This window comes from Ferrimicrobium sp., assembly GCF_027364955.1.
In the GTDB taxonomy this organism is placed as follows: domain Bacteria; phylum Actinomycetota; class Acidimicrobiia; order Acidimicrobiales; family Acidimicrobiaceae; genus Ferrimicrobium.
In genome coordinates this window covers 73,774-98,987 of record NZ_DAHXOI010000006.1, presented here as the reverse complement: position 1 = coordinate 98,987, position 25,214 = coordinate 73,774, and the positions used below count along the sequence as shown (strand labels likewise).

Annotated in this window: 24 protein-coding genes; 10 read left to right on the top strand and 14 right to left on the bottom strand. The window is 58.7% G+C overall.

Features of this window, described 5'->3' with window-relative positions; all coding sequences use genetic code 11:
- From M7Q83_RS05930 to M7Q83_RS05905, 6 genes are read left to right on the top strand one after another with little or no spacing between them, the layout of a single operon-like run.
- Complete coding sequence (locus M7Q83_RS05930; protein ID WP_298336358.1) at positions 1-483, top strand: hypothetical protein; 483 nt, start codon at positions 1-3, stop codon at positions 481-483.
- Entirely contained in the window at positions 480-2,423 is a 1,944-nt protein-coding gene (locus M7Q83_RS05925) for a proton-conducting transporter membrane subunit (RefSeq protein WP_298336356.1), read from the top strand. The genes M7Q83_RS05930 and M7Q83_RS05925 overlap by 4 nt, the downstream gene beginning before the upstream one ends.
- The gene (locus M7Q83_RS05920) at positions 2,420-3,358 is read left to right on the top strand and encodes an NADH-quinone oxidoreductase subunit H (protein WP_298336354.1); all 939 of its coding nucleotides are present in this window, start codon (positions 2,420-2,422) and stop codon (positions 3,356-3,358) included. Before M7Q83_RS05925 ends, M7Q83_RS05920 begins: the two co-directional genes overlap by 4 nt.
- The gene (locus M7Q83_RS05915; protein ID WP_298336352.1) at positions 3,355-4,002 is read left to right on the top strand and encodes a hypothetical protein; all 648 of its coding nucleotides are present in this window, start codon (positions 3,355-3,357) and stop codon (positions 4,000-4,002) included. The genes M7Q83_RS05920 and M7Q83_RS05915 overlap by 4 nt, the downstream gene beginning before the upstream one ends.
- Positions 3,999-5,465, top strand: a complete 1,467-nt coding sequence (locus M7Q83_RS05910) for a proton-conducting transporter membrane subunit (RefSeq protein ID WP_298336350.1) — start codon at positions 3,999-4,001, stop codon at positions 5,463-5,465. The genes M7Q83_RS05915 and M7Q83_RS05910 overlap by 4 nt, the downstream gene beginning before the upstream one ends.
- Positions 5,466-5,468: 3 nt before the next feature.
- Positions 5,469-7,040: an NADH-quinone oxidoreductase subunit C gene (locus M7Q83_RS05905; protein WP_298336348.1), complete on the top strand. Its 1,572-nt coding sequence runs from the start codon at positions 5,469-5,471 to the stop codon at positions 7,038-7,040.
- Between the two features lie 150 nt (positions 7,041-7,190).
- Here the strand turns inward: M7Q83_RS05905 and M7Q83_RS05900 are convergent, their stop codons facing one another.
- From M7Q83_RS05900 to M7Q83_RS05870, 7 genes are all read right to left on the bottom strand, one after another.
- Entirely contained in the window at positions 7,191-7,484 is a 294-nt protein-coding gene (locus tag M7Q83_RS05900; RefSeq protein WP_298336346.1) for a DUF167 domain-containing protein, read from the bottom strand.
- Between the two features lie 160 nt (positions 7,485-7,644).
- The gene (locus M7Q83_RS05895) at positions 7,645-8,001 is read right to left on the bottom strand and encodes a hypothetical protein (protein WP_298336344.1); all 357 of its coding nucleotides are present in this window, start codon (positions 7,999-8,001) and stop codon (positions 7,645-7,647) included.
- A 36-nt stretch (positions 8,002-8,037) separates the two neighbouring features.
- Positions 8,038-9,831: an arsenical pump-driving ATPase gene (gene arsA / locus M7Q83_RS05890; RefSeq protein WP_298336342.1), complete on the bottom strand. Its 1,794-nt coding sequence runs from the start codon at positions 9,829-9,831 to the stop codon at positions 8,038-8,040.
- A complete protein-coding gene (arsD, locus tag M7Q83_RS05885; RefSeq protein ID WP_298336340.1) occupies positions 9,824-10,279 on the bottom strand; it encodes an arsenite efflux transporter metallochaperone ArsD in 456 nt (151 codons plus the stop codon). The genes arsA and arsD overlap by 8 nt, the downstream gene beginning before the upstream one ends.
- Before the next feature lie 461 nt (positions 10,280-10,740).
- Positions 10,741-11,724 (bottom strand): malate dehydrogenase, encoded by a 984-nt coding sequence (locus M7Q83_RS05880; protein ID WP_298336338.1) that lies wholly within the window; start codon positions 11,722-11,724, stop codon positions 10,741-10,743.
- Positions 11,725-11,819: 95 nt separating this feature from the next.
- Positions 11,820-13,016 (bottom strand): NADP-dependent isocitrate dehydrogenase, encoded by a 1,197-nt coding sequence (gene icd / locus M7Q83_RS05875; protein WP_298336336.1) that lies wholly within the window; start codon positions 13,014-13,016, stop codon positions 11,820-11,822.
- Positions 13,017-13,146: 130 nt separating this feature from the next.
- Complete coding sequence (locus M7Q83_RS05870) at positions 13,147-14,580, bottom strand: zinc-dependent metalloprotease (protein ID WP_298336334.1); 1,434 nt, start codon at positions 14,578-14,580, stop codon at positions 13,147-13,149.
- Here M7Q83_RS05870 and M7Q83_RS05865 point away from each other — a divergent pair.
- From M7Q83_RS05865 to M7Q83_RS05855, 3 genes are read left to right on the top strand one after another with little or no spacing between them, the layout of a single operon-like run.
- Positions 14,571-15,080, top strand: a complete 510-nt coding sequence (locus M7Q83_RS05865) for a molybdenum cofactor biosynthesis protein MoaE (protein ID WP_298336332.1) — start codon at positions 14,571-14,573, stop codon at positions 15,078-15,080. The two genes, M7Q83_RS05870 and M7Q83_RS05865, sit on opposite strands and share 10 nt — an antisense overlap.
- Complete coding sequence (locus M7Q83_RS05860) at positions 15,073-15,264, top strand: hypothetical protein (RefSeq protein ID WP_298336330.1); 192 nt, start codon at positions 15,073-15,075, stop codon at positions 15,262-15,264. The genes M7Q83_RS05865 and M7Q83_RS05860 overlap by 8 nt, the downstream gene beginning before the upstream one ends.
- Positions 15,265-16,245 (top strand): rod shape-determining protein, encoded by a 981-nt coding sequence (locus M7Q83_RS05855; RefSeq protein ID WP_298336328.1) that lies wholly within the window; start codon positions 15,265-15,267, stop codon positions 16,243-16,245.
- On the opposite strand, the gene M7Q83_RS05850 is transcribed toward M7Q83_RS05855, so the two are convergent.
- The 4 genes from M7Q83_RS05850 to M7Q83_RS05835 are packed head-to-tail and all read right to left on the bottom strand — an operon-like array spanning position 16,236 to position 19,122.
- Positions 16,236-16,817 (bottom strand): HEAT repeat domain-containing protein, encoded by a 582-nt coding sequence (locus tag M7Q83_RS05850; protein WP_298336326.1) that lies wholly within the window; start codon positions 16,815-16,817, stop codon positions 16,236-16,238. The genes M7Q83_RS05855 and M7Q83_RS05850 overlap by 10 nt on opposite strands.
- Positions 16,807-17,541: a 23S rRNA (guanosine(2251)-2'-O)-methyltransferase RlmB gene (rlmB, locus tag M7Q83_RS05845; RefSeq protein ID WP_298336324.1), complete on the bottom strand. Its 735-nt coding sequence runs from the start codon at positions 17,539-17,541 to the stop codon at positions 16,807-16,809. Before rlmB ends, M7Q83_RS05850 begins: the two co-directional genes overlap by 11 nt.
- Before the next feature lie 10 nt (positions 17,542-17,551).
- Positions 17,552-18,631 (bottom strand): 2-C-methyl-D-erythritol 2,4-cyclodiphosphate synthase, encoded by a 1,080-nt coding sequence (ispF, locus tag M7Q83_RS05840; RefSeq protein ID WP_298336322.1) that lies wholly within the window; start codon positions 18,629-18,631, stop codon positions 17,552-17,554.
- Positions 18,632-18,642: 11 nt separating this feature from the next.
- Positions 18,643-19,122 carry a CarD family transcriptional regulator gene (locus M7Q83_RS05835; protein WP_298208510.1) on the bottom strand — a complete coding sequence of 160 codons (480 nt, stop codon included), beginning with the start codon at positions 19,120-19,122 and terminating at the stop codon, positions 18,643-18,645.
- Between the two features lie 85 nt (positions 19,123-19,207).
- On the opposite strand from M7Q83_RS05835, the gene M7Q83_RS05830 reads away from it, so the two are divergent.
- On the top strand, positions 19,208-19,981 hold the full coding sequence (locus M7Q83_RS05830) for a Crp/Fnr family transcriptional regulator (protein ID WP_298336320.1): 774 nt from the start codon (positions 19,208-19,210) through the stop codon (positions 19,979-19,981).
- Here M7Q83_RS05830 and disA read toward each other — a convergent pair.
- The 3 genes from disA to M7Q83_RS05815 form a co-directional block, all read right to left on the bottom strand.
- Complete coding sequence (gene disA, locus M7Q83_RS05825) at positions 19,889-20,992, bottom strand: DNA integrity scanning diadenylate cyclase DisA (RefSeq protein WP_298336318.1); 1,104 nt, start codon at positions 20,990-20,992, stop codon at positions 19,889-19,891. The two genes, M7Q83_RS05830 and disA, sit on opposite strands and share 93 nt — an antisense overlap.
- Positions 20,993-20,996: 4 nt before the next feature.
- Positions 20,997-22,271 (bottom strand): ATPase domain-containing protein, encoded by a 1,275-nt coding sequence (locus M7Q83_RS05820; protein WP_298336316.1) that lies wholly within the window; start codon positions 22,269-22,271, stop codon positions 20,997-20,999.
- 84 nt (positions 22,272-22,355) lie between these two features.
- On the bottom strand, positions 22,356-24,845 hold the full coding sequence (locus M7Q83_RS05815; protein WP_366526377.1) for an ATP-dependent Clp protease ATP-binding subunit: 2,490 nt from the start codon (positions 24,843-24,845) through the stop codon (positions 22,356-22,358).
- Between the last annotated feature and the right edge of the window lie 369 nt (positions 24,846-25,214).

The following is a 25,214-nucleotide window of genomic DNA, read 5'->3' as shown; positions in this document are numbered from 1 at the left end:
ATGCTCAAACAACTCCTTCGCACCATCATCCACGCGGGAAGGGTCAGCGAGACTGAGCCCCCCGCAGAGCAGGCCTCGGAACAGCTATCGTTCCCTTCTGGCTCCGTGCATCTGCGCCACCTCGATGTGGGGTCCTGCAACGGTTGTGAACTCGAGATCAACGCCTGCTTCTCGTCGATCTATGACATCGAACAGTACGGCATCTCCATGGCGGCCTCGCCACGTCACTGCGATGGTGTTCTCATTACGGGAGTTGTCACCAAGAACCTGGTGGGTCCCCTCCATCAAACCATCGCGGCCGTCCCTGCCCCTAAACGTCTCATCGCCATCGGGGACTGTGCCATCGACGGGGGTCCCTTCCTCGCTAGCTACGCCGTCGAGGGAAGCCCAGCCGATCTCGTCCCTATCGATCTAAAGGTTCCCGGCTGTCCGCCTGATCCAGCTACCATCGTCGCAGCATTGCGAGAACTGAGTGGGAGATGACCGACCCAAGACCACGATCGTATCGCTGGTGGCTGGTCGGCTGCTCGGCGATCACCCTCGCGGTAGCGCTCGCCGGGGGACTCCTCTCCGTCGCAAGCCTCATGGGACACATTTTTGTTCTCAACACGACGGAGTTGCTGCCAATCGCTGGCCTTCATCTCAGGTTAGGTGCGCTGTCAGCTCTCTTTGATCTGCTCACATCGTTCGTCGCGATCGCCGTCGCCGCTTATATGGGCACCTACTTCTCACGGCATCAGGTGCCACGACTGACCCTGGTACTGATGCCGACCTTCCTCGCCGCGATGTTGTTGGTCCCCATGGCAGCGACCTACTTCGATTTCTGGTTCTTTTGGGAGACGATGGCACTCACCTCAGCCGCACTCGTCCTGGCGCACTACAGCGACTCCACCACTCGAGTGGCTGGCCTCTACTATATCGCCTACACCCAAGTTGGCTTCGCCCTCATCCTGGCCGCGACAGCGACACTGAGCGTCAACTCCACCTCCGCCTTTTTGGATGGCCCCACCGCACAGCTTCTGCCGCTCTCGAACCTTGTCTTCATCCTCAGTCTGTTGGGTTTCGCCTCCAAGGCGGGACTCCTCCCGCTGAACTCCTGGCTCCCTCTCGCCCATCCTGCAGCGCCGACTCCGGTCTCGACCTTGATGAGCGCGAGCATGGTCAATCTCGGCATCTACGGCATCATCCGCATCGACCTCATCACTCCTGGTCAGAGCTGGTGGGGGATACTGATGATGATCATCGGGCTCGCAAGTGCAACCTATGGAGCACTCCATGCCCTTGTCTCCTCCGACATCAAGCGACTCCTCGCCTTCTCGACGAGTGAGAACCTCGGTATCATTATCACCGCACTGGGAGCCTACGAACTCCTCCGGGCGACGCACTTTGTCGTCCTGGCAGAACTCGCCATGGCAGCCGCGATTCTTCATCTGATCGGACACGCTCTCTTCAAGTCACTCGCCTTTATCTCCTCCGGACGACTCATCGACGATGCCGGAACACGCGATATCGACCATATGGGTGCGATGATTCATCGCTCACCACTCGCCAGTACTGGTTTTGGGGTTGCCAGTCTCGGTGCCACCGGTCTTCCCCTTGGAGCTGGTTTCATCGGCGAGTGGCTCCTCCTGCAAGCACTCATCCACACGCCGCCAACCGCACCAATCCTTCTACGTGTGGTCATGCCGATTGCACTCGCCCTCCTCGCCCTGACCGTTGGCTTGAAGGTGGCGGCAATGACCAAGTCATTTGGCATCGGCGTTCTCTCCAGGCAACGGACACCCCAGGTGAACACGATACAGCGAAGGCGAGTGGCGGTTGTGCTCGACACCACCGTCATCTCCTTGCTCATAAGCGCGAACCTCGTCTTTGGGACCCTTCCCAACCTCGTGGACCCGCTCTATCAACGCGTCGCCATGCAGCTGCTGCCCCAGGGAGTGCCGACCCACATCGGACTCTTTGTGACCCTCGCACCGCTCAGGGGAGGCATCTCTCCCCTCGCGATCCTCGTCGAAGTTGCCTGCTTCACCATCGCCGTGGGCATCCTCGTCGAAGGTCGGATACGATCCAATGGGAGGGTGATCACCGCTGATCTTTGGAACGGGGGTGGAGGAGAGCCTCGCATCCGGATGCAGTACAACTCCACCTCATTCGCCCAACCCCTTGAGTCGATCTTCGCGAGTGCCCTTCGACTCCAAGAACGCACCGCCGCCGATCACGCAGATCCCGATCGCCTCATCGTTGCTACCGTCAGCTACGAACGTTCACGGGCGGATATTGTCGCCTCAACCCTTCATCGATTCGTGACCCAAAGCATGGGCCAAGCCGCACGACTCATGCGCCGTGCACATCCCGGTAACATGCGCCTCTACGTGCTCTATGGTGCCATTGGATTCCTGATCATCTTGCTGGTTGCTAGATGATTGTCCTACTCCAAATCATCCTTTTTCTCCTGCTGGGTCCCGTCACCATCGGTGTGATCCGCAAGATCCATGCCCTGCTTGAGGGACGCCGAGGGGCCCCTCTCCTCCAACCGTTCCGACACTTTCACCAGCTTTGGAACAAAGAGACGATCGAGCCCGTCGGGGCGAGTGCTATTTTCCGTTTTGCTCCCTATCTCCTCCTTGGGACCAGCCTCACCATCGCAGCGGTAGGACCCTTCATCGCCACCTCTGACGGCCTTGGCTCATCGTCCGATCTCTTCGTCGTCGTCGGGCTCCTCTTCCTCGGCAATATCGCCATAGCACTCGCCGGCCTCGACCTGGGAACCTCTTTTGGAGGCATGGGCGCCTCTCGCGAACTCACCGTATCATCCCTGGTCGAACCAACGTTGCTCGTTGCCATTTTCGCGCTGTCTATTCCTGCTCAAAGCAGCTCACTCGATCTCATCTGTCGTAACGCGCTCTCGAATCCAGGTCACCTCTTCGCACCTGCCGACCTGCTAGCGCTCGGTGCCTTTGTCGTGGTGGTGATCGCAGAGACGAAACGACTTCCCATTGACAATCCGACGACGCACCTCGAACTCACCATGATCCACGAAGCGATGCTGCTCGAGTACTCCGGACCTCGACTGGCGGTCGTAGAATGGGCCTCTGCTATCCGTCTTTCGCTCCTGCTCGGCCTTGTCGCTAATCTATTTTTTCCGATCGGGATCGTTGATCACCTGACCGACTTCAATACGCTGCTGGTCTCCATAGTCGCGCTCATCATCAAGGTGTTGGTCCTCGCAGCGCTTATCGCCCTAGCCGAGACGGCCCTCGCCAAGATCCGGCTCGGGCGAGTTCCCGAGCTACTCTCAGGATCATTCGTCCTGGCTTTTCTCTCGATCATGCTCTCATTCTTTGCAGGTGGACGATGACCATTCTGATCGAACTCTGCCCAGCGCTACTCCTGCTGGCCGGTATCCTTATCGCCGCTTTTCAAGATCTTCGCGCCCAGGTCTCGATCCTCCGCGTTCAAGGGGTCGTGCTCGGCCTCCTGCCAGGGTTACTCGCCATCGAAGCGCACTCCGTTGCGCTCGCCGTTGCAGGAGCTCTCGAACTTGGGATTCGGGGCATCTTGCTACCGGGGCTGTTGATGCGCACCGTCAAGCGCCTTCCTCCTGAGGCCGATCCAACCAAAGTTCGCAATACCACCAGCTCCTTTCTCCTCTCCGGCATTCTCAGCGTGATCGCCTACCTCGTGTTCCTCCCCCTCACCCGTGCAACGCATACCACCCTTGCCCAATCCAGCTTTATCGGCCTAGCTCTCATCTTCCTCGGCATGCAGGTGCTGCTTATGCGGCGCCGTGCGGTCGGCCAAATTATTGGCTTCTTGATGATCGACAACGGAATCGATGCCTTCGGGTTCCTGGCCACCCTTGGGGTTCCCTTCGTACTTGAGCTCGGCGGCAGTCTCGACCTGGTGTTTGTGATTCTGATCCTCGCAGCGCTTACCAACCGCATGGTGATCAAATTCGAAGGCACCGACATCGATGAGCTTTCGGCATTGAGGGAACAATGACCGCAGCCATCGCACTCTCTGCCGCCTTGGGCCTCCCCCTTGTCACACTCGGGCTCTCCAACCTACCCCACGCCCAACGAACACCGTGGATCGCCACCCTCGTCGCTGACCTTGGTATCATCGCCATCGGTGCCTTCGTCTTGCTCGTCCACTCGCACCGCGCGGTAGCGGCGGACAACTTTCGCCTCGACCCACTGGCTGGCATGATGTTGCTCGTAATTGGCTCGGTGGCAATGCTCGCCGCTGCTGCCAGTCGCACCTACCTCAACCATCAACTCGGAGATGATCCGATGGTAGAACAGAAGCGACGACTCTACTGGAACCTCTTCAACCTCTTCACACTGACCATGATTCTGGCCGTCGTCTCCAATAATCTCGGTATTACCTGGATCGCCGTTGAGGCCACAACCGTGGCCACCACTTTTCTCGTGGGCTTCAAGCGGACTCCCAAATCCCTCGAAGCCGCCTGGAAGTACGCCATCATCTGCTCCTTCGGTCTCTCTGTTGCCCTCCTTGGTGTCGTGGTGATCTACTTTGGCGCCACCAAGGTGGGTATACCCGGATCGCAGGCGCTGCTCATCAACATTCTGCTGCACCACGCCAAAGAGCTCAACCCTGAGATTATGCGTATCGGGATTGGACTTGGCATCGTCGGGTTTGGGGCCAAGGCGGGTTTGGTCCCCTTTCACACCTGGCTTCCCGACGCCCATTCTCAGGCTCCCGCCCCAATATCGGCGATGATGTCTGGCGTGCTTCTTTCCGTTGCAAGCTCGGTGGTTCTTCGCATCGCTGAGCTCTCGACGGCGATCCTCGGGCCCTCGTACAGTCGACTCCTCCTTCTCACGATTGGCATCCTCACCATGGGGGTCGCCGCGCTGTTGATCATCGGTCAATCAGAGCTCAAGCGCATGCTGGCACAGTCATCGATGGAGCAGATGGGCCTTGTCGCCATCGCCATCGCCATCAACACCGAACTCGCTATCGCAGCATTGCTGCTCCACATACTGGTCCACGGTATCGCGAAGAGTTCCGCTTTTATCACCGCGGGTCAGATGGAGGAGGCGACAGGCAAACATCGGATTGCCGATATCGGTGGAATGCTACGGACCCATCCCTCAGTTGCCCGCGGATTTATCCTTGCCGTGATCGCACTCGTTGCACTACCTCCCTTCGGCCTGTTCTGGAGTGAAGCCGGCATCATCACTGCAACCGTGCAGGCAGGCTACCTGCTTCCTGCCATCGTTATCGTGCTCCTACTGCTCCTCGCCTCCGTCGGTCTCGCCCGAGCAGGACTTTCCCTGACCCTCGCTGAACCCCTCCACCCCATCAGCACCGCACGGTCGGTAGGGTCATCACTGCCTATTCTCATCGCCACCTCCGTCGCGGTGATTGTCGGTCTCCTTGGCACACCGACCACGCAGGTCATCACCCATGTCGCCTCCATCATTGTCCAACGGGTCTGAGTCATGTCTGCCACGGTCCCCACAACAAGCCTCAAGCCGCAAGACGTCGCTCCAGCGCTCAGCGCCGCCCTCAAGGCTGGGGCACGAGTCGCCTTGGTGAGCGCCGAGGATCGATCGGCCGACGGGATTATCGAGATCGCCTACGTGCTGGTCAACACACCAACCGCACCCTTGGTTGAGTGGACCCTGCCGCTGGAGCGATCCGACCCGCAACTCCTCTCGATGGCCTCGCTCGACTTCTCGACTGGCCGATTCGAACGAGAGATCGCTGATCAATTTGGCGTCACGCTGATGGGACACCCTCAACCGGCACGGCTGGTCAAACATGCCCATTGGCCCAGCGAATACCATCCGCTCCTCCATGGGGCAGCCCCTAGTCCGGGGAGACTCACCGATGAGCGTGGCTATCAGTTTCTGGAGGTCGACAGCGATGCCGTCTATGAGATCGGCGTCGGACCCATTCATGCAGGGATCATTGAACCGGGTCACTTTCGCTTCTCAGCGGTCGGCGAATCGATCATCACCATGAAGGCACGCCTCTGGTTTGTCCATCGAGGCATCGAGAAGTTGTTCGAGGGATGCTCCTATTCTGAGGCCATCGTTCTCGCCGAGAAGATCTCTGGAGACACCTCGATTGGGCACTCACTCGCCATGGCCCAGGCGATCGAGGACGCGCTCGGGATCGAGATCGATACCACAAGTGCACTCCTACGCCAGCTCCTCCTCGGCTTGGAGCAGACCTACAACCTCATCAATGACATTGGGGCCATCGCCAACGACGTTGCCTTCTCCATCATTCATGCCTTCACCGGCGTCCAGCGCGAGCACGTCATGCGCGAGAACAGACGCCTTACCGGTCATCGGCTGCTGCGCGGAGCGGTGAGGCTAGGGGGCGCCGACCTGCGCGAGCGACCTGATCCCCAGTTCTTTGTGGAGCGATTGACGGCGATGAACGAGATCATCGACATCTTCACCTCCAACATCATGGCCATGGACAGATTGAAGGGTACTGGCACCCTAGACGCCGTGGACGCCAAAGCAATCGGATGTGTTGGCTATGTCGCACTCGCCTCCGGTCTGTCCATTGCGGAGGTAGGAGCCCCGCTCCGTGACGCCTCGTTGGGTCATGACGCCTCACTGGACAAAAACACACCATTGGACCATGACAAACCGGCGCTGATCCACTCCCAGGTGCAAAACCACTCCGGGATCACGCCCTTACAAACCGGTGACGTCGCTGCCCGCCTTGATGTTCGCGTTCAACAGCTGCGTGCGACCTTGGTCCATCTCGCAGAGGTATCAGCACAACTGATTGGGCATCCAATGTCCACGGTAACCGGCACCCAAGACTACTCGTTATCGAGAACAAGCGGAACAGCCTGCGTCGAGAGCTGGAGAGGCCGACTCACCCATCGTATCGTCGCTGAAAATGGATGCATCCTACGGGCAAAGATCGTTGACCCCTCCTTCTTCAACTGGCCAGCTGTCTCGATCTCTCTCCGTGGAGCGATGGTAGCCGATTTTCCGTTGATCAACAAGAGTTTCAATCTCTCCTACGCTGGCAACGACCTCTAAACGTTCGATGGACGACGACATAATCGATTGGCCCAACCCGTGAGCGATCCCGACGCAACAGCGCCTTCCAAGAGCAACCACTCACGCGACCCGTATCCATCACCAATGTACCGTTTGAAGCGCTCTGCCGTCAACGATACATCCAAGAGTTCACCGGAAATCGACAGCGGGGAGAACTGCATGGATCCGATCAGCGCAACGCTTTGGGACCCTTACCACCTTGTGCCGTGCGCTGGGTCCAGCTACCAGAACGACGGAAGACTTTGGGACACCGCCAACGTGGGCGATGAGCGCCGTAGTCGCTGCATTCGCCTTTCCCTCGATCGGTCGCGCCCGAACCTCGACGCTGAGGGATCCATCACTCAACCGACTGAGGCGCTCGATCCTTCGCCCGGGGCGAACCACGACATGAAGATCAACCATCTCCTCAGTACGATCCGCCATAGTGGCGAGACTAGCGTCGATCTCACTCAGGACCGTCAGCGAACCTGACCGCGGCGGATTCGCAGACCGACTCTTGACCGAGCAGCCATAGTCGGAGACGGCAACTCTTGTAGCGATTGACTATCGATCTACCCAGCCGCGCAGGACCTTGGCTCCCTCCCTAGAACCCGATGACTGTTGCACCCTCGAGCGCATACCTGACAAACGCGTCGCGGGCATACTGCAGCACAAAGCCACGCTTGCGCAACGCCTCTTCGGTACCTGCAGCCTCAGCGGCGTTGCGACAGGTCCCGACCGGGACCCCAGCTGCGATCAAGGCATCAAGTTGATCGTTGTACTCGGTGACCACAGCGTCGCCGTCGCTGCCACTGAGCGCCGCCTGTGCCGGGCCAAAACAATAGATCTCCAGTTCAACGTGCTGATCTGCGGCTACCTGGCGCACCCTTTCGGCGACATGCGATCCTGCTGACAACGAATCTGGGTCCCCATGGAATAGATGAATAACGACTTTAGCCATGAGCTATTTTCCTTCTTTCATACGATCTTGACTCGCCTACCGTAGCGCCATCGTGGTCCCAACGAGCAGATGGAACTCCTCAATGGTCTGTGGTGCCTCGCATACCATCGGGACCACCGCCACGCGACCACCTGCGCGCCGGGCGACTTCCTGGAGTATCTCTGTCTCACGCATCGCTCTGGCCCGAAGGATCGGGTCGGTGACCTTGGCCGCCAAAAGACTCTGATTCACGATCCAGGCCTTGGGGTGAATACCGGCACGCTCAAGGTCCTCCTGGAGTGAAGCCGCTTCATGCACGGGCGTAGCCTCAGGTAGGGTCACTACCAAAACCGACGTGTACGCAGGATCGGTCAGTCGCGCAAGCAACTGCATCACCTCAGGTGACTCCTCACCACCCTGGCGGGCTACCTCACGGTGATAGGTCTGCGCTGAGTCCAACAGGAGTACCGTATGGCCGGTTGGCGCGGTATCGGCGACCACAAAGTGATCGCTGGCATGGGCAACAATACGAGCAAATGCACCAAAGACGGCGATCTCCTCGGTGCACGGTGAGCGCAGATCCTCCTTGAGGACTGCGAGTGCATCATCTTCGAGGTCAGCGCCGGCCTTGGCAAGTACCTCTGCGGTATAAGAGCGCGTCACTACTTCAGGATCGATACGACCGACATGCAGTCGTTCGGCGACACTTTGGCCTGCATCAGCAAGTACCGCTCCAAGATGATCAGCTGGATCGGTAGTCGTTAGTTCAACCTCATGGCCCCGACGAGCGAGCTCAAGGGCGACCGCAACCGCGAGGGTTGTTTTGCCAACCCCACCCTTGCCCATCGTCAGCACAAGCCCATTGCCCCGATGCGCCAACTCGTCAATCAACTCGTCAAAGCCGAGCGCCTCCGGTATCGTCGCCTCGCTCGGGAGGGGAGCTCTTTGCCTGACACCTCCAACAAAGGCTCGCAGCCCATCGATGCCATTCAAGCTGAAATCGACGAGAGCAACCTCATCACGCTCAATCGCAGCCAAGGCCGGGGGGAGATCTCGCACGAGCACGTGCGAACGGGCGGCCATGGCGTCAGCGAGGGGATCGCCCTCACCAGTTGCGACAAACATCCCGTTGAGTACGAGACGTTGGTGCGCAATACCTAAGGCGCCAAGCTCCTGTGCCGCCCTCGCTGCCTCGTCGATTGCGATGGGGTCAGGTCGCGCGACCAAGACCAGCACGGTCTGTGCGCTATCAGCTAGGGTGGCTACCGCCCGACGATAGCGATCCTGCTGATTGCCCAGGCCGGCCAACGGACCAATGCAGGAGGTCCCGAGGGTATTGGTGTCGATAAAGTCGCTCCAAGCTCCCGGCAAGGCCAGGAGTCGTAATGTATGGCCGGTTGGTGCGGTGTCGAAAAGGACATGGTCGTACTGCTCGGTTGCACGAGGCTCGGCCAGCAACGAGGTGAACTCATCGAAGGCAGCGATCTCAACCGTGCACGCCCCTGATAGTTGTTCCTCAATGCTCTTGACAGCGGAGTCAGGAAGAAGCCCCCGGTACGGACCGACGACCCGCTCACGGTAGGCCGCCGCGCTCGCAACGGGATCGATATTCATCGCATCCAAGCCAGGGAGCACGCCATGAGGGGTCGATCCAAGAGTCGTCTCGAGCACCTCATCAAGGTTCGATGCCGGATCTGTCGAGACCAAAAGTACCCGTCGCCCCTGATCGGCCAAGGCCACCGCGGTCGCCGCCGCCGTTGAAGTCTTGCCGACACCGCCCTTCCCGGTGAAGAAGAGAAAGCGTGGGGGCGCACTCAATAAGCCAGAGAGAATCGCTGGTCGGTTAGCCACAACAACCGGATCCGTTCGGTTCCGTTCCTTGGGCACTCGTTGCACCCATCTGCACGAGTGTCGAGTCGGCCCCACCACAACAGCCAGCATCCGTTGCGGCACCTACCTCAGCCTGGACCGTAGCCGTTGGACCCTGCCCGGAGAGGGCACGGAGCGACCAAGTGACCAACTCATCGCGCGTCGGGTAGCGTCCATAGGAGAGCAGCTCTCCGGCGACAACGACTGCCGGTAATGCCCCCTCACCCTCCTTGGCGAGCAACGCTTGAATCACCGAGTTCTCCACAAAACTGCCGGGCTCCTGTGAGAGGTTGTATCGAACCACCGTCACCCCTTGACCACCAAGCCAGGTCAGGTCAGCTGCAAAAGTCGATAGTGCCGGGTCAACACTTGGCCCACAGACACCTGTCGAACAGCACATTGCGGGATCAAAAACCTCAACGATTGCCACTACTGCTACCTCCTTCATCATCAGCCCACGATCTCGATGACGTGAAGTACATCGCTTATCGTCGAACAACGATCAGTTTAGCACAATAACTGCAACAGCAAGCCATCGAGGGAAGACCGACCCAACGACGTCATTCATCAACGTAACGCACAGGCAAGAAGCCGGCCTCGGCAGCATCGGTCCTAACCGACTCCATCGAAGGAGTGACGAACTGGCACAAGGAAGGTTCATTGACACCAGGACGTCTGGGTTCTAACACGGTGGGTCAACTCACCCTCGCGTACCCTCGAACAACGCTTGGCCGCTTACCATCGACCACAGCGTCATCCGTTGCGTTGACGTTCTCCACCCGACGCATGTTCGTGAAAACCACACTCTGGCCCAGGAAATGACGACCACAACGCGCAGCCACCCAACAGAGTCAAACTGGCGGGGTCAAACTGGCGGGGTGCGTGGATCGCTCAAGGGAGCAGTTCGGTGACCTCTGATCGTTCGCCCAACAGCTCGTCCCTCGTCGTGGCGATCGCGTCCTGAGCGGCCTCGTTGTGATCGAGTCCTGTGACGACTTCCCAGGAGTTTCCATCCGAACGGATCGGGAATCCGAACTGGAGACCCTCGGGAATCCCGTACTCTCCGTGCGACATCACTCCGACTGAAAACCAATCGTTCGCCGGCGTCGGGGTGGCGATCGAGCGAACCGTATCGATCACCGCATTGGCTGCAGACGCTGCAGACGAGGCTCCCCGAGCTTCGATGATCGCTGCTCCACGCTTTTGCACGGTCGTGATGAACTCACCATTGAGCCAGGCGTGGTCACTGATCACCTTTGTCACCTCGGTGCCATCGATCTCGGCATGGTAATAGTCCGGGAACTGTGTCGCAGAGTGGTTACCCCAGACTGCCATCTTGGTCACCGACGTCACCGGCTTGTCAGCCTTTCTTGCCAGCTGCGTCATTGCACGATTCTGATCGAGCCGCATCATTGAGAACCATCGATCCGCCGGAACATCCTTGCCGTTCTCTCTCGCGATGAGACAGTTCGTGTTGCAGGGGTTGCCCACCACCACAACACGGACGTCATTCGCCGCCGAAGCGGCGATCGCCTGGCCCTGTGGTTTGAAGATCCCGCCGTTGATGCCGAGTAGATCTCGCCGCTCCATACCTTGTTTACGCGGAACCGATCCAATCAACAAGGCCCAACTCACGCCATCAAAGCCCACCTTTAGGTCGCTCGTGCTCACAATATTGACAAGATTCGGGAACGCACAGTCATCGAGTTCCATCACCACACCCTCAAGGGCGCGCATCGCTGGGTCGATCTCAATCAACCGCAGCTCCACTGGCACATCAGCACCAAAGACATCACCAGCCGCAATCCGAAACAACAACGAGTAACTAATTTGTCCCGCCGCGCCCGTAACCGCGACCTTGACTGGACTTTTCATCTCTTCATTTCCTTTCTCATCAACATGCTTAATCAATCCTGACCGGTCACTGTCGGCCGACAATCCGATGTGCCTCGGACCAGATTCAGTGTCCTCTAGATACGTTCCGCGATCGCATGGCCGAACTCCGAACACGAGACCTCAGTGGCGCCCTCCATGAGACGGGCAAAGTCGTAGGTGACGATCTTGGCCGCAATGGTCTCCTCAAGAGCACGGGTGATCGCATCAGCCACCTCCTGGAGACCGAGATACTCGAACATCATCACCCCCGAGAGGATCACGGATCCTGGATTCACCTTGTCTTGCCCCGCATACTTGGGAGCGGTCCCATGAGTCGCCTCAAAGACCCCATGCCCGGTCACATAATTGATGTTGCCTCCTGGGGCAATGCCAATCCCGCCGACCTGTGCCGCCAGCGCGTCAGAGAGGTAGTCTCCGTTGAGATTCATCGTTGCGATCACATCAAACTCATCCGCCCGCGTGAGGACCTGTTGGAGCGCATTGTCAGCGATAGCATCTTTGACCAACAGGCGGTCCCCAGAATCTCCGTGACACTCCTCCCAACTCACCGCACGGTCAGCGAACTCCTCTTTGACGAGTTCGTAACCCCAGGAGCGAAAAGCTCCCTCGGTAAACTTTTGAATATTGCCTTTATGCACCAGCGTGACACTACGACGATGGTGCTCGAGCGCATAGTTCAGTGCCGCCCTGATCAGTCGCTGTGAGCCAGTCTTCGAGATCGGCTTAATTCCTATGCCGGAGTCACTTCGAATCTCCCAACCGAAGCTGTCGTGAAGAAATTCACGGAGTTTGGCTGCCTCGGGGGTACCCTCTGCCACCTCAAGACCAGCATAGACATCCTCGGTATTCTCCCGAAAGATCACCATATCCACCAACTCCGGGCGACGCACCGGTGAAGGGACGCCCCGAAACCAACGGACCGGACGAAGACATACGTAGAGATCCATGATCTGGCGAATGGCGACATTGAGAGAGCGGATCCCACCACCGACCGGCGTCGTCAATGGACCCTTAATGCCAACGCGATAGTCCCGGAACGCTTCAATCGTCGCCTCGGGCAACCACTCGCCCGTCTCACGGTAGGCCTTCTCTCCCGCAAGCACCTCTTTCCAGGAGACGCGCTGCCCATGTTTTGCGAGCGCGGTATCAAAGACGTGCTGGGCTGCCGGCCAAATATCAATACCCGTCCCGTCGCCCTCAATGTAGGGCAATACGACGTCGTTAGGAACTACCAATTTGCCCTGCGCATCGAGGGTCAATTTCTCAGCCATACGCCGATTCTACTCTTGAGGAGCCCCCGGCTTCCAATCAAGGATCGGTGCAGGGGCCACAGCCGGCACCACGACCAAGCTAGGAGTTCACCAGCCGATCAGATCCATCGCTCAACGCCGCTCGTCATGATCAGCTGTCGACTGAGCGCCGTAGCCGCCACAGATTGGGATCGTCGAGCTCATCTGGGCTAGGGAAGAGGGATGCATCATGGAGCGCAGCGACGAGGGCCGCGATATCGTCCTCGGTGCCATCGACTTCACCCGCAAAGCGCTCAGCGCGCGCCCGCACTTCCGCCAACGTGACCCCAAAGACCGATGCCATCACCGACCGGGCCGGGTCCTCGTCGAGGTACTGATTCATCCCTTCGATCCAGGTCGTGCTCCCAAAGACTGAAGGGCCGATCTGGGCCATCACCAGCTCGACAAAGGCCTGTACTACCGCCATCGTCGTCTGCAATTCTGCCACGTTGGCGACTTGAGCAGGGCTCGTGGACTGCTCCAGCATCGCCGTGGGGTCAAAATTGGTGAGAAAGTTCGGGTCTGACATCGCACCCTCGGCAAAGCTCTCCATCATACGGGTAGTGTCAGCCTTGAGGTCGAGCAGATAGAGCCGCAGCTCGGTATCGAACCGATCGAGGATCACCGGCTGCGCCAGTACCCTAGCAACGATGAGTTCGCGCATGCTCCAGTAGAGCGCCACCTCGTCGAGCGGTACGTGAATCGCCGTTGCCACTCGCTCCAGGTTGCCTACGATCACGCCAAGATCCCCTGGCGGGGTGAGCGGCAACAGGAGATCCTGCGTGCCAAGCGCCGAGAGTGCGTAATGGCCGACCAGTGACCCAACCTGTGCATTGGAAAACATTGGCCCCAACGAGGCCGACAGCGACGCCGCGAGAGAAGCAAAATCCGTCTCAGCACCCACGGCTAAGTCCATTGAACCCGAGGGGACACTGCCCGCCAGCGCCGAAGCGAGAAGGTCGAGGTACGGTTTCAACCCTTCTAGACACCGCTCCGCAATGTCGACGGGACGCTCGACGAGAAGACGCCGAGGGGTCCAAGGTACGCTCGAGAGGAATCCCACCGCCTCGAGGTGTCGCGTGGCGAGATCGAAGAGGGACTCCACCCTCGTGCGCTCGCTCATGGCCGGGAGCGCGTTGGCAGACTCAGCGCCGAGCGCGAGACCCATAAACTGCCGGCGCAGACCCTGGGGGTCAATATTTGCCGATCCGATCGCCTTCATGATGTCATCCATCATGAATTGAAACGGGTTGATTGGCTCATCAGAATCGGCCACCACTACCTCCACAAAATCGACAGCAACGCCTCTAAGTGTAGCCGAGAAGAACCATCCGAGAACTTTGTCGTTCAGTGGAAGGACCCAGACCGGTCTCCCACCTCGTAGCCAGGCGTAACTGTTCAACCTCGGCGACTGAGATCCAGCTAAGAACTCGGTGTGAATCCCGGCGATTAGCACCGACTCATCGGCTCGGAAGCCTATCCTTTTAGGGGTAGGGCAACTGAGTCGATCAGGCAGCACGAGGAGGAGTACATCAAATGGAGGCACCACGGCCATCGTTACCGTGGCGAGTTCAAACGCCTCGGCGTTGGCTCGAGCTCACCGATGAACCTCTTGACGTGGGCTCGGTCTATGACTTTCTCAATCGAACGGATGCCGGTGGTGTCGTACTCTTCTCTGGAACCGTTCGCACCTACTCTTCCGAAATGGATCAAGTCTCAGCGATCCATTACGAAGCCTATCTCGACCTCGTCGTCGATCGCCTCGACGAGATCGCAACATCGATCGAAAAGACCTTCGAAGAGGTTCGATCGCTCGTGATCATGCACCGCCTCGGCGAGGTGCCGACAGGTGCGTCGAGCGTCATCGTAGGCTGTAGCGCTGGACACCGCGATGCTGCCTTCGGTGCAAGCCGCTACGGCATCGACACCATCAAGGTCGCCGTCCCGATCTGGAAACAAGAGAAGAACCAGCAAGGGGCACAGTGGTCATCATCGGCGACGCCCCTACAAGATATTCCAACCCCAATGAAAGGTTCCCATGGCTGAACTCTTATACGTTTTGATCCCCATCGCCTTTGTCGTTATCGTCGGTCTGCTCAGCTCGTTGCATCGGGCCAAGCCGGTCTCGATCGACGACGGCGTGCGCTCCTTCGACAGTATGCGTCGTGCTCTCGACAAGCGACACCGTAATGAACCCGCCTCTCCAGGCGCTGGCTCATCACGGGCCTAGATGGCGCTCATCACCCTCGACATCGGCGCAGCCTTCACGCGTATTCAGATCGGCAACGAACCGATCTTAACGGTCGCCTCTGAGGCTGCCTACGACCTCGATCGCAAAACGGTGAAGGTCATCGGCGCCAACGCAAGCCAAGAGGTGTTGCGCAGCGGCTCGAAGACCAGGTTGGTCAGGATTATGGAACGAGGAGCTCCGGCTGATCCGGGAGTCTTGAGTGGCTTTCTCCAACAGGCACTTCGATCGATCGGTGTACGCTCCTTCGGGCGCAGTGAGGTACTCGTTGCAGCCACGACTCACGCCTCTCCGCTCGATATCGCATCACTCAAGCGCTGCATCGAAAAGTTAAATGCCAAGACCGTCACCCCGTTGGAGACGCCGATCGCAGCTACCGCCGGTATTGATCAGGATGTGCTCGGCGAAGTCGGTACCATGACGGTGGTCCTCGGCGAATCGTTAGTCGAAGCGGGAATCGTGTCTTTTGGCAAACTCGCTGCGCGAGCTACGAGCCCAACCGGCGTGAGCACATTGCGCAGCGCCATTCGCGAATCGGTCAAGACCACCTGTGACCTGGTCATCTCGGAGGACGTCGCCAACGATATCTTGATTGAGCTGATCGATTTCCAGCGCGCCCATCGCGGAGTCCAGGCCAAGATTTGGGGTAGGAGCTTGGCCAACGGGGAGAGCGAGAGTGGCGTGATCACTGAGGACGTGATCTTCGCCGCCATTCTCCCGGGCCTAGAGCTCATCACCCAAGCGATCACCTCATGCATCTCACAGGCCCCAAACCAATTGGTGACCGATGTCGCTGATCGCGGGCTGTGGCTACTCGGTGGCGGTGCGCATCTTCCGGGCCTGGCACCCGAACTCGAACGACGCCTTGGCGTACCGGTGCATACCATCGCAGAACCCGAACTCGCCGTCGTCCGCGGACTCTCAGTGATTCATGCCGTGAACCCAACCAAGATCTACTGGTAAGGATCTCGCTCAAGATCGACAAATAGCTGGCGGATCTGCGCATCACGATCATCGCGGAGCGCCTCAACCGCGCGGTCGATCTCGGGTGACTCAAAGGCCACAGAGATCACCAATGCCCTTCGGCGTAGGTAGACGCTCTTGGCGCTTAGACCAGCGAGTACCACGGGTATCGCGCGTTGGTCTCCAATGGCGCCGAGACTCGCCAGCGCAGCCTCTCGCACCAGCGGTTCCTCGTGGTCCATAGCGAGTTCGATCAACCGTGGTACCAGCTCGGGGTCCTCCAATTCACCCGCGACAAAAGCTCCAAACTCGGTGACGAGCCACGAAGCATCCTCCATCCAACGCTTTGCATGCACGAGCGAACGCCGATCGCTGGGAACAGCCGTCACTGCAGCAATGCCGACCCGAGCGTCTGGATGAGCAAGTGCTATCTCCAAGACCTCCTCGTCTGGACCAAATCGTCGTTGGTAGGCTCGATGCCCCTGCGCCAAGAGTTCGGCGGGCAACACATCGAGCAGTGCTCGCAGCTCCTCACGACTCCCATGGAGGAGGACCGCAAGCTCATCCGCCACGACGAGCTCCAGCGATCGTAAAGAGGGCGACCGCGGTTGCGGCGCTGGCATTGAGCGACGCTATTGATGGTGCCATCGGGATCTTGACCAAGAGATCACAGCGCTGTCGCGTCAGCCGCGCAAGTCCGTCGCCTTCGGCACCGACGACGAGCGCAAGCGGTTCCGTGAGGAGGTTGGATTTGGCAAGGACGGTATCGGCCTCGGCGGCGAGACCAACGGTCCACACCCCATGTTTCTGGAGGAATGCCAAGGCGTTTGGGATACCGGCAACCACCGCAAAATCGAGGTACTCCACCGCACCAGAGGCAACCTTGGTCACCGCTGGCGTGACGAGCGCCCCACGGCGCTCGGGCAGAATGACCCCACTCACGCCAGCTCCGGCCGCACTGCGTAACATGGCACCGAGATTCTGGGGGTCTTGTATGCGATCAAGTGCAAGCAACAGGGCATCCGCTCCCACAAGCTCGTCAAGGGCCCGTGATCGCAAAGGCTCCGCAATCGCGAGGACTCCCTGTGGCTGGAAGGAGGAGGCCCGCTCTCTGAAAGTACTCTCGCCAACCTCACGCACCCGTACGCCGACCGAGGTCGCCACCTGGACAATCTCCTCGTCGACGGCCCTACGCTGGCACCACACCTCCTGCACCACCCGGCGCCGAGCCCGCAGAAGCTCAAGGACAGCCCGGCGACCCTCCACCTGGGTCCCCCCGACGTTACGTTCACTCATCAACACTCACTCATAGAACGGTGGCCACGACAAAGGTTGCGACACCGAGGCCAGCGCCAAGAGCGCCAAGACCCTCAGCACGCTTTGCTTTGACCAACACCGGGGCAGCCAGGAGCGTGCCAAGCGCGTGCCCTAGGGTGCCAAGCGACGGACCGAGGCGTGGGTGCTCTGCGATGATCGTGGCATCGATGGAGTGAATTTGATACCCTTTTGCGGCAATGGCGCCGAGGCATTCACCGAGAAGAACCATGGAGTTCGCACCACGCAACGCAGGGTCAGTATCGGGGAACAGATCTCCGATACCGCCGATACCAGCGGCGCCGAGGATCGCATCGGCAACAGCGTGGGCGAGACAATCTCCATCCGAGTGACCGACAAGCCCCGGTGGTCCAAAGTGCTCGCCCGCAAGGACCAGATCACCACCTCCGTCTGGATCGAAGGGGTGAATGTCAAAACCAAGCCCAACCCGTGGAATGCGCCATCGATCCAGATCACTGCGTAGGGTGATCTTGGCGGCGAGTTCCTCACCCGCAACGATCGTCACTGGGTAACCCAGCTGCTCGGCGATGGCCGCCTCGTCAGTCGCATCCTGCTCTGCCTCAACGACCTTGGCCAACACCTTTCGAGCAAAACCCTGTGGCGTCTGCACTCGGACGATACTGCTACGGTCAAGCGTCTGGCGAACCATCCCTTCTTCAACTACCTTGAGCGTATCGACGGAGCTGATGGCAGGCACCACCGCTGCGCAACCCCGGGCGAGCGCTGCCACCACCCGTTCAAACAATGCAGGCGAGGCAAACGGGCGGGCGGCGTCGTGCACGAGGACATACTCGAAGTCATCACCTAATGCTCGAAAGGCATTGGCGACGGAGCCTGTGCGTGTCGCGCCGCCAAAGGTATAGATCAGTTCCGGGGTAGATTCCGGGAGTTGATAGCCGATCGGTAAGGCAACCACGATCCGGTTTGAGACCGACTTTGCTTGGGCGATCGCTGAATCGAGCAGACTCACACCGCCGATGCGCTCAAATTGTTTGTGGCCTCCGAATCGCTCCCCAGATCCGGCAGCGACAATCAGGGTGCCAACCGTCAAGAACCGCTCCGCTACGCGAGTGCCTTGTCGAGTCGCCCCTCAGCATCCTCAGGAGTAACCGACAAGGCGAAGGTAAGTTCCGAGACCAGAATCTGACGCGCCTTGGCTAACATTCGTCGTTCACCCGCCGAAAGACCCTTATCATTGTCGCGGATGGTTAAATTGCGAACAACCTCTGCCACCTGATAGATGTCGCCTGACTTCAACTTCTCAACATGATTCTTGTAACGACGTGACCAATTTGTTGGCATTCGTGCATCCTTCTTTCCAAGGACGGCGAAGACCTCCTCCACCTCTTCATCGTTGATCACGTCGCGCAAGCCAACCTCTTCGGCCAGCTCAACTGGGACACGAACCGTCAGATCCCCATACGCAATCTTGAGGACGAAGTACTCACGTTCTTCACCAAAATCCTCACGCCGCTCCCGATCTTCGATGATGGCAGCACCATGGTGGGGATAGACGACCTTGTCGCCGACTTCAAATGACAATGAAACCGCCTTCCAGGAAGGACACACAGTAAGGATTAACTGAACTTTTCTATTAGTATACCAGGTCGGGTGCAGGGGGGTGGATATGCTCAAGTGGGCTGGTGTCGACGATACCGCTATGGCGGTCTCACTTTTGCGGGATCATTCTGTTTTTTCGCACTTCCCCGAAGCGCTCTGTGCTCCGCAATTTCTCGACGCGCATCTGTTGCGTCGTCACCGAGGTGAGACCCTCTACACAATTGGCACTCCCGGAGATGAGTGTTATCTCATCTGTTCAGGGCGCGTGGGCCTGCTCGCAGCCGGTCCCTGGGGTCGGCCAAGCCTGTTTGCCATCAAAGCCAGGGGTGCGGTGGTCGGCGATCTCAGTCTCTTTGACGATGCACCACGGACCTCAACCGCGCAGGTGCTAGAGACGTCGGTCATCCTCACAATCCCCTACCCATTGCTACGCGAGAGCATCGCAAGCGATCCCTCGTTAGCACAGAGAGTCCTCAGTGCCTACGCAGCACGAATTCGCGATAACGATGACCGTCTCGTCGAGGCGCTCAACCTAGATCTCATCAACCGCCTGGCACGACGCATCCTTGAGTTTGCCCAAGGCGAGACTGAGTTTACACTCAACCTTACGCAAGAAGACATTGCCAGCCTGGTGGGAGCTTCGCGAGAGCGCACCAACAAGGCCTTGGGCGTCCTCCAACGGTGCGGAGCACTGGAGATCCAAGGTCACCACCTCTACCGAGTCCTTGATCTTGAGAAGCTGACGCTCCTAGCGCTCCAGTGGGGCGACGATCGGTGTCACACCGAGCGCCTCCCTGATCACACGGGCCCAATCGGGCCCAATCTCGTCGAGCGCCCCTAGCTCCTGCTCGGAGGCCGAACGGATGGCATCGAGGGTTGGATAACGGTCTAAGAGCACCCGAACCGCTGCGGCAGGGATGCGCGAAATGTTGCTCAGGATACGAGAACCCCGCGACGGTAGCGTGAAGAGTGAGAGGTCACCCTGATGATCGACACTGACCTGACGAAGCGGCTCACAGATCGCTTGGCGCGCGACCCAACCCGCAAAAGTGCGCAGGTCGGTCACATCATCCGTCGAAAGTGACGCCAGCGAGTCACGGACAGCCTCGATCTCTATCGGATCGCTGTAGCCAAGGAAATCAAAGATCAGCGAATCAAAGCGCTCCTCGAAGTCGAGAGAGATCTCAGCCGACTGCAGCGCGAGCAGTCGTCCGTCGGTGCCCAATTCGAGTAAATATCCCTCGATCTCGGCACCGATCCGACGGACCATCTCGCCGCGCTGGAGTGCAAAGAGCACATCGCGAAAAGTGACTTGGCCATTGAGTTCCAGCGGTACCAGACTGGTCAGTACCGACTCAAACCGCTCCCGATAACGCTCAAGCGTCGACAGAGCTTGACTCGCCCGTGACAGCACCGCCGGGATCGGTTGGAGTGTCTGTTTATGATTGCGATAGTAGACCGAGATCACCGACAACTCCTCAGAGACGGCCACGACCACTGCGTCAACGCTCGACGCCACCCGCTCTGCCGTCCGGTGTCTTGTCCCAGTCTCGGTGGTGACCAGACGCGGATCGGGCACGAGGTGGACATTTGCTCTCACGATTCTGGTCCCATTCGCAGAGAGGATGATTGCTCCATCCATCTTGGCCAGCTCGAAGAGCTTTTGTGGCGAAAACGCCGCCTCGATAAGAAAGCCACCAGTGCAGATCTCTAGCACCTCCGCCGCATCACCGAGCACCACTAGGGCGCCGGTGCGGGCCAGAAGAATACGATCGAGCCCGGCACGTAACAGTGTTCCGGGAGCCACCCGGGCCAGTGCTGTTTGCTGAAACTCAGTCGTCGATGCACTCATTTGGCTACAAGCCTACCACCTGCAGACGCTCGGGCTTATAGAGGCCGAGTTCCTCAAGAACCTCGCGCAAATAGGGTCGCGTTCGGGGCGTAATGATCTCGCCAGGAGCTACCGGCAGCGACTGGGTCAGACCACGAATCGCATCGTCTGGGATCAGCTCGCCTAGCAATCCGATCTCAGCGCAGGCCAGCAGTGGCCGCTTGAGCGCGTGCCCCCGCCTCGAACTCACCAAGGCGATAGCAAGTGCCAGGTCGATCCGAGGATCGACGACGACACCACCACTGGGTATGGCAACAAGCACCTCGCGTTCCGAAAGATCGAGATCACAGTGCTTGTCAATCACCGACATCAGGTACCGCACCCGATCAACTTCAATCCCACGCGAGAGGAGTCTGCCTTTGGACTTCGCTCCTACCAGCGCATTTACCTCAACGACTTGCGCCAGACGTCCCACGCGCACCCCGGCCCAGGCCCGTCCCACCTCTGGGGTGCCCTCAAGGCGATTGCTCTCCTCGATCATATGGATACCGTTGGCCTCGAGCGAGAGGCGGCGAACGCCATCACTTGGGCCAAACCGATTCTTCCTCACCATCACGCGACGCACTCCGGGAGCACCAGTGGGTTCAAGCATCAACGAGGCATCGACCATGTGTTCCACATACCGGGGACCCAGAAGGTCTCCATCCTTGGTGACCTGGCCAATGACGACGACCACGAGCTCACGTTGCTTGGCCACTTTCACGACCGCGTCCACAAACTCCTTCATCAGGGTCACCCCGATGGCCAGGGCCTGTAGTGAGTCGATGACGATAAACCTCGCCTCGGTCGCCTCCATGGCCGCCAACGCCTGATCACTGTCGCGAGTGGCAAGCACGAGTAGTTGGTCATAGGAGCCAGCCAAACGTTCCGCTCGCTCGGCGAGCTGCAGACTCGTCTCCTCTGCCGAGATGTACAGGCTAGGGGTCGACTCCATGATTTTGGCCGACATGCCAAGAATGAGCGAGGACTTCCCCACACCCGGCTCGCCCGAGACGAGGACTACGGATCCGAGGACAAAGCCATCTCCGAGTAACTCATCAAAGCCCGGCACTCCGGAGGTCAAACGCCGTTCACGCCGACGCTCTACCCGCGAGAGTAACACAGGCGACTCATAGGCCTTTGTCACCGACGCGGCCATGGCTTCCTCAGAGATAAGACCCCACTGACCGCAGCCAGAGCACTGACCCATCCACGTGAGATGAACCTCACCACAACCGGAGCACCGAAATCTCTGCTTCATCTACTCCGGTCTAGTTCGAGGCTCAGACAACCACTTCCTTACCAACAATTCGCATTCGGATCCTGTCGGTCAGGTTCGCGAGGACTAATCAGCGCTTGAGGACTCAGCCAGCTCCATCGGCGTGGTGTCGACCCCTTCGATTACACGGAAGACGACGTCTTCCCCGTCAAGATCGACCACTACCATCTCGCCTGGATGGAACTCCTTGTTGAGCAAGCGTTCAGAGAGTGGGTCCTCAATCAGGCGTTGCAGCGTACGTCGTAGTGGGCGTGCACCGAGTTCGCGGTCGTAGCCGACCCTGGCCAAATGTGCACGCACCGATTCGGTCAGCTCGATGCCGATCGCCTTGGTCTCAAGCTGCGTCTGTATCCGCTTGAAAAGGAGATCAACGATCTGCTCTACCTCTGGCTGAGTCAACTCGTGGAACACGATGACCTCATCAATACGGTTCAGAAACTCGGGCTTGAAGTGCGACTTTAGGGCCTCGTTGAGCTTGATTCGCATCTTCTCATGGTTCACAGCGTCGGTATTCTTCGAGAATCCCACCTGACTCTTGTGAAGATCGGCGCTACCCAGATTTGAGGTCATGATCAAGATGGTGTTCTTGAAGTCCACAGCCCTACCTTGAGCATCGGTCAGACGACCATCCTCCAAGATTTGCAGCAAGGTGTTAAAGATATCAGGATGCGCCTTCTCGATCTCATCAAAGAGCACCACCGAGAATGGCTTCCTTCGCACCGCTTCGGTTAGCTGCCCGCCCTCGTCATAACCAACGTACCCAGGGGGAGAACCCACCAGGCGCGCCACGGTGTGCTTCTCCATGTACTCGCTCATGTCGAGTTGGATCAGCGCATCTGGATCGCCAAAGAGGAACTCTGCCAATGTCTTGGCAAGCTCGGTTTTCCCGACACCGGTTGGCCCAAGAAAGATGAAGGAGCCAGAGGGGCGCCTTGGGTCCTTCAACCCAGCGTGCGTGCGCCGAATCGAACGAGACAGTGCAGAAATCGCCTCCTGCTGCCCAACGATCCGACGGTGGAGCTCATCCTCCATGCGGAGCAGTTTGGCAGTCTCCTCCTCGGTCAAACGATTAACAGGGATACCCGTCCACATCGCGAGAACCTCAGCAATGACCTCCTCATCGACAACTCCGTAACGCTCCTTGCCCTCCTCTTTCCAGGATGCCTCAAGTTCACTCTTGCGCTGGGCCAATTCGCCCTCTTTCGTCGAAAGCCGCTTCGCCTCATCGAAGTTTTGGCGGGCTAACGCTGAGTCCTTGTCTTTGCGCGTACGCACCAGATCATCATCGATCTTGCGCAACTCAGGCGGCGAGGTGACCCGCTTGATACGCAGTCGGCTACCCGCTTCGTCGATCAAATCAATCGCCTTGTCTGGAAGGAAACGATCCGAGATATATCGATCGGCCATATTGGCGGCCGCTACGAGCGCCTCATCAGTGATGGTTACATTGTGATGAGATTCGTAGCGTTCACGGAGCCCCTTCAAGATCTCGAAGGTATCCTCGATTGAAGGTTCTCCCACCGTAATCGGCTGGAATCGACGTTCAAGCGCAGCATCCTTTTCGAAATGCTTACGATACTCATCGATCGTGGTCGCCCCGATCGTCTGCAGCTCACCTCGAGCCAGCATTGGCTTGAGAATCGAAGCAGCGTCGATCGCTCCCTCAGCGGCACCAGCACCGACGAGGGTATGGATCTCATCGATGAAGAGGACAATGTTCTCCTTGGTGCGCACCTCTTTGAGGACCTTCTTCAACCGCTCCTCAAAATCACCGCGATACCGGCTTCCAGCCACTAAGGCTCCGAGATCAAGCGTGTAGATCTGCTTGCCTCGCAAGGTTTCTGGGACGTCACCTTGCACGATCTTCTCAGCGAGACCCTCCACAATGGCGGACTTACCAACGCCAGGCTCACCGATCAGCACGGGATTATTTTTCTGCCGACGCGAAAGAACTTGCATCATCCGTTCGATCTCCCGATCACGTCCAACGACCGGATCGAGCTTGTGCTCTCGAGCCATCTGGGTGAGGTTGCGACCAAACTGGTCAAGGACGGCAGACCCTCCGGACTGCTCCTGACCGGTCGACGGACCCACCCCTGCGCCAGCCGGCTGCTTGCCTTCATACGTAGTAAGGATCTGCATGACCTGAGAACGCACTCTGGTCAGATCGATACCAAGGTTCATCAGTACCTTCGACCCAGTTCCCTCACCCTCACGGACGAGTCCAAGCAACATGTGCTCGGTGCCGATGTAGTTGTGGCCGAGCTGCAGCGCCTCTCGCAATGAGTACTCGAGCACCTTCTTGGCACTCACGGTAAAGGCTGGAGAGTTCGGTGTAGGACCAGACGAAGGCTCAGCAAGCTTGACAACCTCCTCCCGGAGGCTCTCCAGTGTCACGCCAAGTGACTCGAGCGCCTTTGCGGCGATCCCATCGCCTTCGTGCACAAGGCCAAGCAATATGTGCTCCGTGCCAATGTAATTGTGGTGGAGAAGCTTGGCTTCCTCCTGAGCGAGCACCAATACCCGGCGAGCACGATCCGTAAAACGTTCGAACAAGTTAACTGCCTCCTCATCGAGATTACTGGCCAGAGTCACCCGGCGACACAATCTCGATCTATGTTTTCATCAGTCTAGTCAACACCAACGACAAGCTTTCCATGCCCGCCTACATCTCCAATAGTGTGAGAACACCGTTTTCTCACTCTATCCCTTGGGTCCCCCCGTCATCCCTTGGGTCCCCCGTCATCCCTTGGGTCCCCCGTCATCCCTTGGGTCCCCCTATCTAACCTATCCCCATGCATCCTTGATCATACGACGGCCAACCGATCCCCCTTACGCAATCCCCAGGTTTCTCGCCGCCACCTCACCCGCCAAGCCTTCCTGGACACAAGGCCACTTAGGGCACGGTTGCCTGATGCCAAAACC

Bases quoted from the DNA above. Each gene is read 5' to 3' on its own strand.
- M7Q83_RS05820 (WP_298336316.1), bottom strand. From the start codon at position 22,271: ATGAAGCAGAGATTTCGGTGCTCCGGTTGTGGTGAGGTTCATCTCACG.
- M7Q83_RS05910 (WP_298336350.1), top strand. From the start codon at position 3,999: ATGACCGCAGCCATCGCACTCTCTGCCGCCTTGGGCCTCCCCCTTGTC.
- M7Q83_RS05925 (WP_298336356.1), top strand. From the start codon at position 480: ATGACCGACCCAAGACCACGATCGTATCGCTGGTGGCTGGTCGGCTGC.
- M7Q83_RS05880 (WP_298336338.1), bottom strand. From the start codon at position 11,724: ATGAAAAGTCCAGTCAAGGTCGCGGTTACGGGCGCGGCGGGACAAATT.
- M7Q83_RS05920 (WP_298336354.1), top strand. From the start codon at position 2,420: ATGATTGTCCTACTCCAAATCATCCTTTTTCTCCTGCTGGGTCCCGTC.
- M7Q83_RS05905 (WP_298336348.1), top strand. From the start codon at position 5,469: ATGTCTGCCACGGTCCCCACAACAAGCCTCAAGCCGCAAGACGTCGCT.
- disA (WP_298336318.1), bottom strand. From the start codon at position 20,992: ATGAGTGCATCGACGACTGAGTTTCAGCAAACAGCACTGGCCCGGGTG.
- M7Q83_RS05830 (WP_298336320.1), top strand. From the start codon at position 19,208: ATGCTCAAGTGGGCTGGTGTCGACGATACCGCTATGGCGGTCTCACTT.
- M7Q83_RS05860 (WP_298336330.1), top strand. From the start codon at position 15,073: ATGGCTGAACTCTTATACGTTTTGATCCCCATCGCCTTTGTCGTTATC.
- rlmB (WP_298336324.1), bottom strand. From the start codon at position 17,541: ATGAGTGAACGTAACGTCGGGGGGACCCAGGTGGAGGGTCGCCGGGCT.
- icd (WP_298336336.1), bottom strand. From the start codon at position 13,016: ATGGCTGAGAAATTGACCCTCGATGCGCAGGGCAAATTGGTAGTTCCT.
- M7Q83_RS05900 (WP_298336346.1), bottom strand. From the start codon at position 7,484: ATGGCGGATCGTACTGAGGAGATGGTTGATCTTCATGTCGTGGTTCGC.
- M7Q83_RS05865 (WP_298336332.1), top strand. From the start codon at position 14,571: ATGGAGGCACCACGGCCATCGTTACCGTGGCGAGTTCAAACGCCTCGG.
- M7Q83_RS05915 (WP_298336352.1), top strand. From the start codon at position 3,355: ATGACCATTCTGATCGAACTCTGCCCAGCGCTACTCCTGCTGGCCGGT.
- M7Q83_RS05855 (WP_298336328.1), top strand. From the start codon at position 15,265: ATGGCGCTCATCACCCTCGACATCGGCGCAGCCTTCACGCGTATTCAG.
- M7Q83_RS05930 (WP_298336358.1), top strand. From the start codon at position 1: ATGCTCAAACAACTCCTTCGCACCATCATCCACGCGGGAAGGGTCAGC.
- M7Q83_RS05895 (WP_298336344.1), bottom strand. From the start codon at position 8,001: ATGGCTAAAGTCGTTATTCATCTATTCCATGGGGACCCAGATTCGTTG.